This window comes from Maribacter sp. MAR_2009_72 (assembly GCF_007827235.1).
GTDB classification, from domain to species: domain Bacteria; phylum Bacteroidota; class Bacteroidia; order Flavobacteriales; family Flavobacteriaceae; genus Maribacter; species Maribacter sedimenticola.
Window position 1 is genome coordinate 2550479 of sequence record NZ_VISB01000001.1, and the last position, 15443, is coordinate 2565921.

Genomic DNA, 15443 nt, shown 5'->3' on the forward strand with positions numbered 1-15443 from the left:
TATGGTACAGTTAGACGAAAAAATATATTTCTACTTGCTCATTATCATTCCGGTAATTGTGGTACTGTACCTAATGGTCTTGATTTGGAAAAAAAGAACCCAAAGAAAATTTGCGGATACCGCACTGCTTAAAAGACTTACCCCAAGCTACTCCACAAATAAAAGTGCTTTAAAGCTAATACTCTTCATCTTAAGCTTAGGATTATTGGTCGTAGGTTTGGTCAATCCCAAAATTGGTACAAAATTAGAGACCGTTAAACGTGAAGGGGTAGATATTGTATTTGCTGTTGATGTTTCTAAAAGTATGTTGGCCGAAGATATTGCCCCTAACCGATTGGAAAAAGCAAAAAGACTGGTTTCGGAAATAATCAATCAATTGGCCAGTGATCGTATAGGGATTATTGCATATGCCGGACAAGCATATCCACAACTGCCCATAACTACGGATTACGGAGCGGCAAAAATGTTCTTGCAAGGTATGAACACAGATATGTTGACCTCACAAGGTACTGCTATAGACCAAGCCATTGAACTTGCCAGCACGTATTACGATGATGCGGAGCAAACAAACAGGGTACTGTTCATTATTTCTGATGGAGAAGACCATTCCGAGGGTTCTACTATAGATGCCGTAGAGGACGCCGTAGATGAGGGCATAACCATTTATACCATTGGTGTCGGAAAAGCAAAAGGTGCACCAATTCCTATCAAAAGAAACGGAATTTTAGAGAGCTTAAAGAAAGATAATCAAGGGGAAACCGTAATAACCAGGTTAAATGAAGCTGTATTGGTTGATATTGCCAATGAAGGTAAAGGACAATATATAGATGGTTCCAACACAGATGCAGCTGTGGAATTCATTAAGGAGGAATTGTTGAAAATGGACAAAAAAGAGTTTGAGGCCAAACAATTTGCAGAATACAAAGATCAGTTTCAATGGTTCATTGGGGCGGCCCTTTTGCTTCTCTTTTTAGATATTTTTATATTGGACCGTAAAACAAGCTGGTTAAAGAAATTAAACCTGTTCAACGAAAAAAGACATGAATAAAATCAGAATTATCACCCTATCGGTTTTTGTTTCTTTGTCTGCTAATTGTATTGCTCAGGAAATGAACGAGCAAGAAAAGGAAAAGGCATTGAAAACCTCTACCAATCTTACATGGGAAGGCAATAAATCCTTATCCGAAGATGATTTTATTGCCGCAGAGGTCAATTATAGAAAAGCCATATCAGAAAGCCCGGAAAATAGTGCCGCTCCTTATAATTTGGGCAATGCCTATTATTTGAACGAGACCTATAACGAAGCTTTCAGTAGATTTAAGGAAGCAGGAGAAACATCGACCTCCAAAAAAGACAAGCACAGCGCTTACCATAATATGGGCAACGTTTTTATGAAACGTAAAGAATATGAAAAAGCTGTTGAAGCTTATAAGGAAGCTTTAAGAAATGATCCTACGGACGAAGAGACAAGGTACAACCTTGCTCTAGCAAAAGAACTACTTAAAAAAGACGAGGAAAACAAACAACAGAACCAAGACGATAAGGACGAGGACAAAAAGGACAAGGACGAAAACAAGGACCAGGACAAAAAAGACGAAGGGGAAAACGAGGACAAGAAAGACCAAGGAGATGAAGGGGACAAAGGTGAGGAAGGCGATAAAAATGAAGAGCAAAAAGACGAGAACAAAGATGGTGAACGCGATAAAAAAAATCAAAAGAAACAACCTGAACAAGGGGATAAGGAGCAACAACAGCAACCTAGGCCAAATCAACTTTCCAAACAGCAAGTTGAAAATTTATTAAGGGCAATGCAAAACGCTGAGAAAAAAGTTCAAGATAAAATTGACGCCAAAAAAGTTAAAGGTGTTAAGATTAAAAACGAAAAAGATTGGTAAAGATTAAGGGCATTTTAAAATACTCATTGGCACTATTGTTTTTGCTATCGTCCTCTATGGTGATGGCACAGGACAATAGTGGAGTAACGTTTGAAATGAAATTAAGCAAACCCAAATTAGGCTTAAATGAACGTTTGCGGGTAGATTTTGTCATGAACCGTGACGGCGATAATTTTAATCCCCCTGATTTTGAAGGATTTAGGGTCATCATGGGTCCGTCACAATCCATAAGTTCTTCATGGATCAATGGGGTAAGGAGTTACTCCAAATCCTATTCCTACACATTGGCCCCTACAGCAAAGGGAAAATTTACCATTAAGCAGGCATCCATATCAATTGGGGGAGAAACCTACAAATCCTTGGCAAAAGAAGTTGAAGTGACCGCTGCGGTGGATAAACCAAGTGATCAAATGACGGCAGATGACATTGCCGATGAAAACTTACATTTAGTTGCTGAGATTTCCAAAACTAACCCCTATTTGAACGAGGCCATTACAGTGGTCTACAAATTATATGTAAGTCCAAATATTAGTGTATCCAATTATCAACCCTTGGACAATCCTACCTATAATAATTTCTGGAGCCAAGATATTAAGGTATCCGCGTTAAGTGCCCAAAATGGAACTTATAAGGGCAAACCTTACAGATACGTAACTTTAAAACGTGTAGTGCTGTATCCCCAAAAATCCGGTAAGCTAGACATTGAACCCTTATCCTTGGATGTAACCGTGGACGTTCCCACAGGAAGACGCGATTTTTTTGGTAGCCGTATGTATGCCCAAACTAATAAAACGGTTTCCGCAGGCAGTAGGACCATAAATGTAAAGCCGTTACCGGTTGAAAACCAACCGGCAAATTTTAACGGTGCCGTAGGGGAATTCAATTTTAACGTGTCTACCAGTAAAACAAGTTTAAACGCTACGGAATCATTACAGGCTACCGTAGAGGTCAGCGGTAAGGGAAACCTTAAACTTTTTAAACTTCCAGAACCTGAATTACCTAGTGCTTTAGAAGTATACGAACCTGAATTTACGGAAGGGGTAAGAACTACGTTGAGCGGCATGCAGGGAAAAATCAGTAACCAATATACCATTGTACCGGCCTTTAGGGGAAAATACCCAATTGCCCCAATGAGTTTTAGCTATTTCAACCCTTCAACAGAAAAGTACACTACCTTAACCTCTGATGAAATTATCATCAATGTCATAGAAGGTCCTTTAAATGGATTGAATACCCCATCTCCAAATGTAGCGAATAGCAAACAGGCCGTGATCGCCAGTGGTACAAAGTTCAATTTTATAAAACTGACCCCAAACCTATCCGACAAAACAGTTTCATACTTTTTTAGGTCCACCAAATTTTATCTTTGGTTGCTACTACCTTTGTTATTAATACCCTTGGCAATCATTTTTAGGAAAAAGAGAGACGCCATAGCAGGAGACGTTGCCGGAAACAAGGTCAGAAAGGCCAATAAATTGGCTCGTAAATATTTGTCGGCGGCTAAAAAGGAATTGGGTAACAAAGATTCCTTTTATGTGGCATTGGAAAGGGCATTGCATAATTATTTAAAGGCCAAGCTTAAAATTGAGACCTCAGAATTCAGTAAAGATAAAATTGCCGTGTTATTGGACAAAAAAGGCATTGAAGAAAGCACCATTACCAATTTCATATCCTTATTGCAAAGTTGCGAAGCCGCAAGATATAGTCCATTTTCCGATGTTCAAATGCAGGCCGATTATGAAAAGGCCAGTGAGGTAATTTCATTAATGGATAAACAATTATAATCATGTTTAAAAAGATAGCATTCATCATTGGTCTTTTTACGGTTATTTGCTGTAGCGCCCAGAACAATAAATTGTTCGATCAAGCTACCACAGCCTATAATGCCGGTGAATATGATAGTGCCATAGAGTATTATACCCAAATATTGGATAACGGCAAGCATTCTGCCGCGGTTTATTTTAATATGGGCAACGCCTATTATAAACTTAATAAAATTGCCGAAAGCATATATTACTACGAAAAAGCTTTGTTGCTGGCGCCAAATGACCAAGAAATAAAGACCAATCTCAGTTATGCCCAAAATATGACCTTGGACGCTATAGATACCCTGCCAGAAACCGGACTATCCAAATTATATAAGAATATAACCGGCAAGCTAACCTTTGATCAATGGGCATACCTAGCAATTGCCGCTATGTTGGCATTTGTAATTCTGTACATCCTATTTTATTTTTCAAATTATTCCACACGAAAAAGGTGGACCTTTATTGGTAGCCTTTTAGCATTGTTCGTTAGTTTGGTGGCCATTGTATTCGCCTATATTCAACAAAGCGATTTCAATGCTTGGCAACCTGCCATCATTTTTGCTGAAGAAAGCGTCATAAAGTCCGAACCCAATACTGCCGGCCAACAATTATTTATTCTCCATTCGGGAACCAAAGTGAATGTGTTGGATGAATTGGAGCAATGGAACAAAATACAATTGACCGATGGTAAGACAGGGTGGGCCAATAAGGAAGATTTAAGGCTGTTGAAAGATTTTTAGATATAATTTAACAGATATTTAAAGACTCGGGCTTATCTTTGTCATCGATTCAAAAAAATGAAACATATAGCGCGCATTACTTTGTTATTATTATGGCTTTTTGCAATTACTGCACCTAGCATAATAACCTTGTGCGATACTGAAAACCCTATTGTGGTTACCAATCTTAATGAAGAGGAACAACAAGAGACCGGTAAAAAGTCAATGGGCGAAGAAAAATATGTAAAGGAAAATGCTATTGATTTTTCCTTAATTGCGCTTACCCAAAACACCAACAGCCGTAAGCATTATTTACTAGGCTGTTTTGATTTTGCTTTAGAAGTTATCTCTCCCCCACCGGAATACCTAGGTTAGTTTACCATTTTAATTTTTTTTAAGTAACTAATCAATCCTAAGCAGAGCGCTAGGATATAATTTCATTATTGTATGTTTAAGCATATTAAGAGCGATATTCCATCGAGTATCGTAGTATTTTTCGTAGCACTACCTTTATGTTTAGGTATTGCATTGGCCAGTGGGGCCCCATTGTTTTCAGGATTAATCGCCGGTATTATTGGCGGTATAGTAGTAGGAGGTTTAAGTGGCTCTAAAATTGGGGTCAGTGGACCAGCAGCAGGTTTGGCGGCAATTGTTTTAACAGCAATTGGAGCCTTGGGCGGTTACCAGAATTTTTTGGTTGCCGTTGTTTTAGGTGGTATAATCCAAATTATTTTTGGTGTTTTAAAGGCCGGTGTCATTGGATATTATTTTCCTTCTTCCGTTATTAAAGGAATGCTTACCGGTATTGGTATTATCATTATTTTGAAACAAATACCTCATTTTTTTGGTTATGACCCTGATCCGGAAGGAGATTGGGCCTTTTTCCAGGTTGATGGTGAAAACACTTTTTCAGAAATAATTAATACCGTTAACAATATAAGTCCAGGAGCTACACTAATTGCAATTATAGGGTTCTCAATTTTGCTATTATGGGACAAGGTTTTATCTAAAAAAGGCAAAATATTTCAACTGATCCAAGGACCATTGGTGGCCGTGGCCGTAGGTATTTTGTTTTATTTGCTGACCAAGGACAGTGATGTACTGGCAATATCCTCTGACCATTTAGTAAGTGTACCTGTGCCAGAAGATGCCGCATCGTTTTTGGGACAATTTAGCTTTCCTAATTTCAGCGCCATAACTAACCCACAAGTATGGGTTACTGCGTTTACTATAGCTTTGGTGGCCAGTCTTGAAACCTTGCTTTGTGTTGAGGCTACGGATAAATTGGATCCCCACAAAAATGTCACCCCAACCAATAGGGAACTTTTGGCGCAAGGTACAGGTAACATTATATCTGGTTTGATCGGTGGTTTACCAATTACACAGGTAATCGTTAGGAGTTCTGCCAATATACAGTCTGGGGGTAGAACTAAATTATCTGCCATAATACATGGTTTCCTTTTATTGATTTCGGTAATTCTTATTCCAAGATTGTTGAACATGATTCCATTATCGGTCTTGGCAGCAATTCTGTTCATAGTAGGGTACAAATTGGCAAAACCTGCCCTTTTCAAAAAGATGTACAAACTAGGGTGGAAACAATCCGTGCCATTTTTCGTAACTGTACTTGGTATTGTATTTACCGATCTTCTAATAGGTATAAGTTTAGGATTAGCGGTTGGTATTGTAGTTATTCTTTTAAAGAGTTACCAAAACTCGCATTTCTTACATATTGAGGACAATAGTAATGGTAAACACAAGATTAAGATGACCTTGGCAGAAGAAGTGACCTTTTTTAACAAAGGTGCTATTTTGAACGAATTGGATAGTTTACCACGAGATACCTATTTAGAAATAGATATTATGAAAACGAGATATTTAGATCATGATATCGTTGAAATTCTAGAAGACTTTAGCCTAAAGGCTAAGGAAAGAAACATAGATATAAAATTGGTTTCTAAACGTGGGGTGGTAGAAAACCCTCCAAGCTACATAGGATTCTTTGAAGAAAGGCCCAAGTCAAAATTGAGCCTCAGTTAATTAAAATGACCGTTTCTTACGGTCTATAAACTTGTAATTATGAAAACTAAAAAATATAAAATTGTCATTTTTACAGAATTAAAGGATTCCTTGGAAAATACCCTTAAAAGCACATTAAGCTTGGCAAAGGTATTTAAAGGTGAAATTGCCTTGTTTCATGTAAAAAAAGCAACCGATGTTGTAAAAAAAGAAAGTCAGTTATCTGCCATGCGCAATCTAAATGCAGGGTATATGGAAATGGAAAAGCAAATAAATGCCATAGTAAACACCTATTCTAAAAAATTTGGTGTTCCATTATCCTATTCCTGTGCCATAGGTAACGTAAAACATGAAATTGAACATTATATAGATAATGAGAAACCGGATTTTATAGTCCTGGGCAAAAGAAAGCCTAAACTATTTAATCTATTAGGTGACCACATCATACCTTTTGTCCTGAAAAAACATCATGGACCGGTATTTTTCACCGATCAAAAAAATGTTCTGGAATTAAATGGAGACCTTTCTTTGGGTATGTTAAGCGATTCTGAGGAAAATTCATTGACAGAATTGGTAACACGGTTGGTAACACATACTCAAAAACCATTGAAATCGTTTAAAATTTCCAAAAACAGTAAACCAAAAAGTAGTGAAAAAGAGGAAATTGGCACTAAAAATATTGAATTTGTATTTGATAAAAACGACAATACCTCAAAAACCATTTCCAACTATATAACCTTCAACAAGGTAAATCTACTATGTGTGGATAGAGGTGAATTAAACACCGATAAAAAGGGAAAATCTTTTTCAACGACCACCAATATTACCGATATTTTAGATAACCTTAATATTCCTTTATTATTAACAGGACAAATAACTAAAAATTAAAAACATATGAAAGCACATACTAAGGAAACACAAGCCACAATGACCCCGCAAAAGTCATTGGACTTTCTTAAGGAAGGAAATTTAAGGTTTCAAAATAACCTTAAGGCCAATAGAAATCTTTTAGAACAAGTAAATGATACTAGTGAAGGACAATTTCCTTTTGCTACGATATTGAGCTGTATAGACTCTAGGGTCTCTGCTGAGTTGGTGTTTGACCAAGGCTTGGGAGATATTTTCAGTGTAAGGATTGCAGGTAACTTTGTGAACGAGGATATCTTGGGCAGTATGGAATTTGGCTGTAAACTTGCAGGCACCAAACTTGTAGTAGTTTTGGGACATACAAGTTGTGGCGCAATAAAAGGGGCGTGTGATCACGCAAGGTTGGGTAACCTAACTGCATTGATCAACAAGATAGAACCTGCAGTAGATGCCGTTACAGAACCAAAGGACGAAAGCCTTAGAAATTCTAAGAATCTTGATTTCGTTGATAAAGTTGCCGCTAAAAATGTAGAAATGACCATTGCCAATATAAAAAAGTACAGTCCGGTATTGGCAGAAATGGAGAAAAACGGAGAAGTTTTGATCGTGGGCGCCATGTATGATATTTCTACAGGTGCCGTGGAATTTTTCGAACAGTAATAATCCTTGGTTTAATCGATTGTGAAAACCGATGAATACTTCATCGGTTTTTTTAAACCAGTATGTTAAAGAACCAATACACCACTGTTTACTACTGGAATTTTGTAATTTAACTTTCACTAAGAAGCAAGAATCACTTCTAACAAATTTGATGCTATTTCATTAAAATGTAATTAAAATATATGAAGAATCTGTTTTCAAATTTTAAGGGAGATTTATTTGGCGGTATCACCGCTGGAATCGTAGCATTGCCATTGGCATTGGCATTTGGTGTAAGTTCCGGAATGGGTCCCAGTGCCGGTCTGTACGGAGCAATTTTCATTAGCTTTTTTGCTGCACTATTTGGAGGTACCAATACCCAAATTTCAGGACCTACCGCTCCCATGACAGCAGTTAGTATGGTCGTCATTGCCGGTATCGTTGCCATTAACGATGGTAGCTTAGAAAAAGCCCTGCCCGCCATATTAATTGTCTTTCTACTTGCCGGACTTATGCAAATAGGTCTGGGACTATTGGGAATTGGTAAATATATACGTTACATACCCTATCCTGTAGTATCCGGCTTTATGACGGCAATTGGTGTCATAATCTTGGTTACCCAAATTTTACCTGCCATAGGGTACTACCCTAAGGAAGATTCCGAATTTGTAGCACAATACAAACCCATTGCCGAAGAAATCATCCTTGACAATATTTTAAAGGAAGAAGCGGGCGAAGGTATTTTGGTTCTTGAAAATTTTAAGGAAACCATAGCACGTGCCGAGCATATTACCGATGAGGACATGCTCAAAGAAGCCCAAACTTTGGCAAAATCCGAAGCTTCTGGAGTAATCGGTGCAATTAAAGTAATGCCAAGGGCCTTGAAAAATATAAATTGGTTAGAATTGATCTTGGCACTTTCTACCATTATCATCATTTATGGATTTAAACGCATTACGACAACTATACCAAGTGCACTAGTGGCTTTGGTGGTAGTTTCTGGGGTGGCCTATGGTTTGGGCCTGGACTATAGGCCCATAGAGCAGATACCCAGTGGTTTCCCGATTCCAAACCTTGGTATATTTACCCAATTTGAACTTTCATCTGTTACACCATACATATTTACGGCATTGACCCTAGCACTTTTAGGTGCCATAGATTCCCTTTTAACTTCTGTAGTTGCGGATAATATGACAAAGACAAAGCACCAACCAAACAAAGAACTTGTGGGTCAAGGTATAGGGAACAGTATTGCCGCAGTTTTTGGTGGTATACCAGGTGCCGGTGCAACCATTAGAACCGTAGTCAATATCAATGCAGGCGGAAAAACCAAATTATCCGGAATGGTAGCCGGAGTTCTACTGTTGATAATTCTTCTAGCTTTAGGTCCGGTTGCTTCACAGATTCCTGCGGCCGTACTAGCGGGAATATTGGTAACAGTTGGTATAGGTGTAATGGATTATAAAGGCTTAAAGGCCATACCCAGCCTTCCCAAAGATATGAGTTTGGGTCCTTTTAAATTTAGTTCAGAAGTGGTGATCATGTTAGTGGTATTGGTACTTTCATCAGTATGGAACTTGGTTTATGCAGTCGGTATTGGTTTAGTGATCGCATCTTTAATGTTCATGAAAAAAATGGGAGATTTGACCGCGGAACGGTCAGATGTCAAAACGTTGGAAAAGGAAGTGAATTGGCCAGACGAAGCAGGGTTTCCCAAAAATTTACAGGAAGAGGTTTTTATTAAACATTTAAAAGGACCACTATTCTTTGGGTCTACCAGTGATTTCCAGCAAATGGCAGATCAAATTCCACGAACGGCATCTACAGTAATCATTAGGATGGGAAGAATGCAATATATGGATCAATCCGGGCTTTATACTTTGGAAGATGTACTTATCAGCCTTAAAAAGTCTGGGATTACCATATTATTTGTTGATGTCCTAAAACAACCAAGGTATATGATGGAACGTGTTGGCGTCATTCCTGATTTAATTCCAGAGGAACATATATTTGATAATTTTAAGGAATGTCTGGTTTGGGTCAAAGAGAACGTTAAGGACAAAATACCGTCAATGTAACCATCAAAAGGCAGAAAAACATATTCTACCTTTTTTAAAAGTTTTAAATTTGCGTCTTTAATCAACATGTATGATTGATAAGATAAAGGAACAGATTGCTGAAGTTAACTCGTTTACAGCCGATAATTTAGAAGCTGTAGAAACGTTTAGAATTAAATATTTAGGTAAAAAAGGAATTTTAAATGACTTCTTTGCTGAGTTCAAAAATGTGCCGAACGAACAAAAAAAAGAATTTGGCCAAACGATAAACGAATTAAAGCAAGCTGCTACAGAAAAATTTGAATCTTTAAAAGAGGTTTTAGAAAGTGTAACTATTAACGAGCAAGTGTATGGGGATTTAACCAGACCGGGTAATCCTATTGAACTTGGTTCTCGCCACCCTATTTCTATTGTAAAAAATAAAATCATAGATGTTTTTTCCAGAATAGGTTTCAATGTATCAGAAGGTCCGGAAATAGAGGACGACTGGCATAATTTTACCGCATTAAACCTACCAGAATACCATCCGGCAAGAGATATGCAGGATACTTTCTTTGTTCAAACAGATCCAGATATATTGTTGCGTACCCATACCTCATCGGTACAAGTACGCTACATGGAAAACAACCAACCTCCCATAAGAACCATATCACCTGGTAGAGTTTATAGGAACGAGGCTATTTCCGCTAGATCTCACTGTTTCTTTCATCAAGTAGAAGGGCTTTATATTGACAAGGATGTTTCTTTTGCAGATTTAAAACAAACACTACAATATTTTACGACAGAACTTTTTGGGAAATCCAAAATTAGACTTAGACCTTCTTATTTTCCTTTTACCGAACCAAGTGCAGAAGTAGATGTTTATTGGGGACTGGAAACTGAAACGGATTATAAAATGACAAAAGGTACCGGTTGGTTAGAGATTATGGGCTGTGGTATGGTAGACCCCAACGTGCTTAAGAACTGTGGTATAGACCCAGATATATATTCCGGATTTGCCTTTGGGATGGGTATTGACCGTATTGCACTTTTACTGCATCAAATTTCAGATATACGTTTATTGAGCGAGAACGACCTTCGTTTTCTAGAGCAGTTTAAAAGTACCCTATAAAATTCCTTGGTGAAAAAAGATATTGAAATACCTATTTCCAAAGATGTATATATAGCCATTGTCCATGAATGGAACGATGAATTTTTGGATAAGGATTGGAATGCCTACATTATTAATGACCGCCCCAATGCCATAGAAATGACAATGGTCGTTTCTAAAGGATATGATGGTGATCGTAAAACTTCTATCATGAGACATGCCGTAGATGTGGTCCATGCCAAATCCTATAAAAAAATAGAAGTAGTGCAGGAAGACGTACTAGGCTTGCACAACGAGTTTTATGTAACCTATTTTGCTGACCAAAAATTATTTGAAAGAAAGTTCATTTTTGAGAAGAATACCGTAAACATTCAAAATTTGGTAACCATACCCCTTATTGAAAAAGAGGGAGTTCTTGCAAAATAGTACTTTTCCAAAGCAACCATTTTTTGTTTACACGTCTTAGAGAAAAAGAATATGAGCTTTAAATTATTCGTTTCCCTATTTCTTTTAGCTTTCCTATATAACTGTAAAATTGATGACGGATTAGATTGTACCGTAATTGATTGTGCTACCGAACAATTATTTTCCATTGAATTTCTGGATGAAGAAGGAACTAATTTAATTACCAACGAAACCTATAAACTAGATACAATTGAAATTACAACTGATGGAACTCGTTTAGAGTTAATTCCGCTGGATTCTACCAAACTAGTAACTTTCATAATCGTTGGTGCTATTGGGGAAACCAGCTATTCCATAAAGCTACACCCAAACGAAACCGATACCTTGGTCTTGACAACGGTTGAACCTACAACAAACATAAATCAATGTTGTACCGCCCTTCCTATTATAGAGAAGGTTAGTTATAATCAAAAACAGAAAAACATAATACAAATGGACAATGGTTTTGAAAAGATAAGTGTTGTTAAATAACCTTTAATCCCATTTCTTAAAAGGGTTTTTACTCAATTGGGAATTATAATATTTAATCATGCCCGTTACCTCTTCACCCAACCAACTGGGTTTTTTAAATGATTCGTTTTCCGATTCCAGTTCTACCTCTGCAATGGTTAAACCCTCATTATCCCCAAAAAACTCATCCACTTCAAATATATGATTACCTAAAGGAACGTCATATCGGCATTTTTCAAGTACTCCTTTTTCACACAATTTCAATAACTCTTCAGCATCTACTACAGAAATTTCCTTTTCCCATTCAAATCTGGATGTGCCCGAAGCATTGGATTTCCCCTTTACGGTAATAAAGCCTAAATCTCCCTTTATTCTAATTCTAACCGTTCTGCTGGGGTCTGTATTTAAAAAGCCTTGTACTATTCTAGTTTTAGATCTTGCTTCAGATTTATAATCTTCTGAACTGACCAAAAACTTACGTTCTATTTCTATCATATGAATGGGTAATTCTTCTATTCATAAACTAAGATAAGTCTTAAATTTGCTTATGCCCAATGAAATGCCTCTTCGAAAAATTATCCATGTGGATATGGATGCATTTTATGCGTCCGTAGAAGAGTTGGACAACCCAGAATTAAAGGGCAAACCCTTGGCCGTTGGTGGCAGTGAGAAAAGAGGCGTGGTATCGGCAGCTAATTATGAAGCCCGTAAGTTTGGTGTGCGTAGTGCGATGAGCGGATTTCAAGCTAGAAAAAACTGCCCTCACCTTACTTTTGTAAAACCACGGTTTGACCGTTATAAGGAAATCTCAAAACAAATACGGGCCATTTTCTTTGAATACACAGATTTGGTAGAACCATTGTCGCTTGATGAAGCATACCTAGATGTAACCGTAAATAAAAAAGGAAACCCTTCTGCCACTATGCTTGCCACAGAAATTCGGCAACGTATTCTAGAAAAAACAGGTTTAAATGCATCCGCAGGAATTTCGATCAATAAATTTATAGCCAAAGTAGCAAGTGATATCAATAAACCTAACGGACAAAAAACGGTTAATCCAGAAGAGGTAATTCCGTTTTTAGAAAATTTAGATATCCGTAAGTTTTATGGCGTTGGTAAGGTTACTGCAGAAAAAATGTATAAGCTGGGCATTTTTATTGGCAAGGACTTAAAATCAAAATCCATTGAATTTCTTGCCGAAAATTTTGGCAAAAGCGGACCATACTATTATCATGTAGTTCGTGGTATTCATAATAGTGAAGTTAAACCGCACCGCATACCAAAATCTGTTGGAGCGGAACGTACATTCAACGAAAACCTCAGCAGTGAAATTTTTATGCTGGAAAGGTTAGAGCATATTGCGCAAGAATTGGAGCGAAGATTAAAAAAATCTACCATTGCCGGAAAAACCATAACACTCAAAATAAAATACAGTGATTTTACCCTGAATACCAGAAGCAAGACCATACCTTATTTTATTTCTGATAAAGCCTTGATCCTGGAGACTGCCAAAGAGTTACTTTATCAAGAAGAGCTTCAGAATTCGGTTAGACTGTTGGGTATTTCTTTATCTAACTTAAATACAGATGATAAAAAGGTGAAAAAAACTGACGATAAATCAATTTTAGTGCAATTAAAGTTTGATTTTTAATTATTTACACCCGTTTTTAGCCTTTTGATCAATAATTGTAAATGTTAACAAAAATTAACGGCTTTTAGTTGTGCAGCAATTATGGCTAGAATAATTTTGGCTCCTTAAATGAAAAAGAGTTTATTAAAATTCCTTCTTTCCATCTGTATACTACTAACCGGTATATACAGCCCTCTATACGGTAACTACAATATAGAGCATACCTCTTTTCATCACATTCAGCAATTTCAAAATGCGATAGCCAATACCCAAGAAACGGTTGCTTTACACAAAAATGTTCTTAAAAACTCATTTGGCGACCTAGATAAGGCAATGGCTATTGAGGCTATAGAAATTGAAGAAGAAGAGAGCAAACAATCTCACTATCAAAAAGATGTAGCGCACCAACAAGCTTCTGCGTCATTTTATTTATTAGCTGTTTTATTCTTATTCAGCTATTTTACAAATAGCAGCACACAAAAAAAGCTATTTACTTTTCTACCCATAGCAAATAGGCGCTTTGTCCTATATCAGGTATTTCGTATTTAAAATTTCTCCAGGTCAAATCTCTATTTGACACAAAACACGTCTACATTTTTTTAGCAGCAGCCAATTTTAAGATGTAATCATCTTCTGCTTTAAGAATTGTGCGTGTCTCCACATATTCACATTTTATTTTCCAATCAATTAAATATTATACTTATGACCAAGAGCGTACTCCTGATCGCTACCGCATGCACTTTGTTCATTGTGGCAAGCTGTAATTCTAAAAAAGAAAAAAAAGAAGAGCACACCAAATTCTTAATAACCAGTCCAATTAAAAAAGACACTTCTATTACCAAAGATTATGTATGTCAAATACATTCATTTAAACACATTGAACTTAGGGCCCTTGAAAAAGGATATTTGAACGAAATTCATGTAGACGAAGGACAGTTAGTGAAAAAAGGGCAAAAAATGTTCAATATAATGCCCAACATTTATGAAGCAGATTTACAAAAAGCAAAGGCAGAGGCTAAAGTTGCCGAAATAGAACTACAAAATACCCAACTTTTAGCTGATGGAAATGTGGTTTCTGAAAACGAATTATCCATGGCAAAAGCTAATTTTGATAAGGCCAACGCAGAAGTTTCGCTTGCACAGACCCATTTAGGCTTTACCAATATTCGAGCTCCTTTTGATGGTATCATGGACCATTTACATGTTAGGGAAGGTAGCCTTTTAGACGAGGGCGAACTACTTACCACCTTATCCGATAATTCTAAAATGTGGGTCTATTTCAATGTACCCGAGGCGGAGTATCTAGACTATATCATGAGTACGGACAAAGACTCTAAAAAAGAGGTTCAACTGTTAATGGCCAACAATAAAAGGTTCAACCAAAAGGGAATTGTTGAAACTATTGAAGGTGAATTCAATAATGAAACCGGTAACATTGCCTTTAGGGCCACCTTCCCTAACCCAGATCAGATTCTAAGACACGGTGAAACCGGTAGCGTACTCATGACCATTCCTTTCAATGACGCTTTGATCATACCACAAAAAGCAACTTTTGAGATATTGGACAAACGCTATGTTTTTGTTCTTGATAATGATAATGTTGTTCACCAAACCGAAATTTCGGTTGCCGCTGAATTGCCTCACCTATTTGTAGTCAACAAAGGTCTTCAACTTAAAGACAGAATTTTGGTAGACGGTATCAGAATGGTTAAAAACAATGAAAAGATTGAAACCCTATTTGCCGAACCTACCGAGGTAATGTCAAAATTGGCCGTTTACGCCGAATAACCAAAAAACAAAGAAC

16 protein-coding genes are annotated in these 15443 nt (G+C 37.2%); 15 read left to right on the forward strand and 1 reads right to left on the reverse strand.

The window, feature by feature from the left end:
- The first annotated feature begins 1 nt into the window (after nt 1).
- The 12 genes from JM81_RS10720 to JM81_RS10775 all read left to right on the forward strand — a co-directional run bounded on the left by JM81_RS10720 (nt 2) and on the right by JM81_RS10775 (nt 12030).
- Nucleotides 2-1048 (forward strand): VWA domain-containing protein, encoded by a 1047-nt coding sequence (locus JM81_RS10720; protein WP_144803240.1) that lies wholly within the window; start codon nt 2-4, stop codon nt 1046-1048.
- Nucleotides 1041-1895: a tetratricopeptide repeat protein gene (locus JM81_RS10725; RefSeq protein WP_144803243.1), complete on the forward strand. Its 855-nt coding sequence runs from the start codon at nt 1041-1043 to the stop codon at nt 1893-1895. The genes JM81_RS10720 and JM81_RS10725 overlap by 8 nt, the downstream gene beginning before the upstream one ends.
- A gap of 56 nt (nt 1896-1951) precedes the next feature.
- On the forward strand, nt 1952-3679 hold the full coding sequence (locus tag JM81_RS10730) for a BatD family protein (protein WP_089261017.1): 1728 nt from the start codon (nt 1952-1954) through the stop codon (nt 3677-3679).
- 2 nt (nt 3680-3681) lie between these two features.
- Entirely contained in the window at nt 3682-4443 is a 762-nt protein-coding gene (locus JM81_RS10735; protein WP_089261018.1) for a tetratricopeptide repeat protein, read from the forward strand.
- Between the two features lie 57 nt (nt 4444-4500).
- Entirely contained in the window at nt 4501-4797 is a 297-nt protein-coding gene (locus tag JM81_RS10740) for a hypothetical protein (protein WP_144803246.1), read from the forward strand.
- A 72-nt stretch (nt 4798-4869) separates the two neighbouring features.
- Nucleotides 4870-6462 carry a SulP family inorganic anion transporter gene (locus JM81_RS10745; RefSeq protein WP_089261020.1) on the forward strand — a complete coding sequence of 531 codons (1593 nt, stop codon included), beginning with the start codon at nt 4870-4872 and terminating at the stop codon, nt 6460-6462.
- Between the two features lie 39 nt (nt 6463-6501).
- Nucleotides 6502-7329, forward strand: a complete 828-nt coding sequence (locus tag JM81_RS10750; protein ID WP_144803249.1) for a universal stress protein — start codon at nt 6502-6504, stop codon at nt 7327-7329.
- 6 nt (nt 7330-7335) lie between these two features.
- Nucleotides 7336-7968 carry a carbonic anhydrase family protein gene (locus JM81_RS10755; RefSeq protein WP_144803252.1) on the forward strand — a complete coding sequence of 211 codons (633 nt, stop codon included), beginning with the start codon at nt 7336-7338 and terminating at the stop codon, nt 7966-7968.
- A 182-nt stretch (nt 7969-8150) separates the two neighbouring features.
- Complete coding sequence (locus JM81_RS10760; protein ID WP_089261023.1) at nt 8151-10025, forward strand: SulP family inorganic anion transporter; 1875 nt, start codon at nt 8151-8153, stop codon at nt 10023-10025.
- 70 nt (nt 10026-10095) lie between these two features.
- A complete protein-coding gene (gene pheS / locus JM81_RS10765; RefSeq protein WP_144803256.1) occupies nt 10096-11115 on the forward strand; it encodes a phenylalanine--tRNA ligase subunit alpha in 1020 nt (339 codons plus the stop codon).
- Between the two features lie 9 nt (nt 11116-11124).
- Entirely contained in the window at nt 11125-11520 is a 396-nt protein-coding gene (locus JM81_RS10770) for a hypothetical protein (protein WP_089261025.1), read from the forward strand.
- A gap of 51 nt (nt 11521-11571) precedes the next feature.
- Nucleotides 11572-12030 carry a hypothetical protein gene (locus tag JM81_RS10775; protein ID WP_144803259.1) on the forward strand — a complete coding sequence of 153 codons (459 nt, stop codon included), beginning with the start codon at nt 11572-11574 and terminating at the stop codon, nt 12028-12030.
- Nucleotides 12031-12033: 3 nt separating this feature from the next.
- Here JM81_RS10775 and JM81_RS10780 read toward each other — a convergent pair whose 3' ends face one another.
- A complete protein-coding gene (locus tag JM81_RS10780) occupies nt 12034-12504 on the reverse strand; it encodes a CYTH domain-containing protein (protein WP_144803261.1) in 471 nt (156 codons plus the stop codon).
- A 52-nt stretch (nt 12505-12556) separates the two neighbouring features.
- On the opposite strand from JM81_RS10780, the gene dinB reads away from it, so the two are divergent.
- The 3 genes from dinB (at nt 12557) to JM81_RS10795 (ending at nt 15427) form a co-directional block, all read left to right on the forward strand.
- Complete coding sequence (dinB, locus tag JM81_RS10785) at nt 12557-13660, forward strand: DNA polymerase IV (protein WP_144803264.1); 1104 nt, start codon at nt 12557-12559, stop codon at nt 13658-13660.
- Between the two features lie 108 nt (nt 13661-13768).
- Nucleotides 13769-14188: a hypothetical protein gene (locus JM81_RS10790; RefSeq protein WP_144803267.1), complete on the forward strand. Its 420-nt coding sequence runs from the start codon at nt 13769-13771 to the stop codon at nt 14186-14188.
- Between the two features lie 153 nt (nt 14189-14341).
- On the forward strand, nt 14342-15427 hold the full coding sequence (locus tag JM81_RS10795; RefSeq protein WP_144803269.1) for an efflux RND transporter periplasmic adaptor subunit: 1086 nt from the start codon (nt 14342-14344) through the stop codon (nt 15425-15427).
- The last annotated feature ends 16 nt before the right edge of the window (nt 15428-15443 follow it).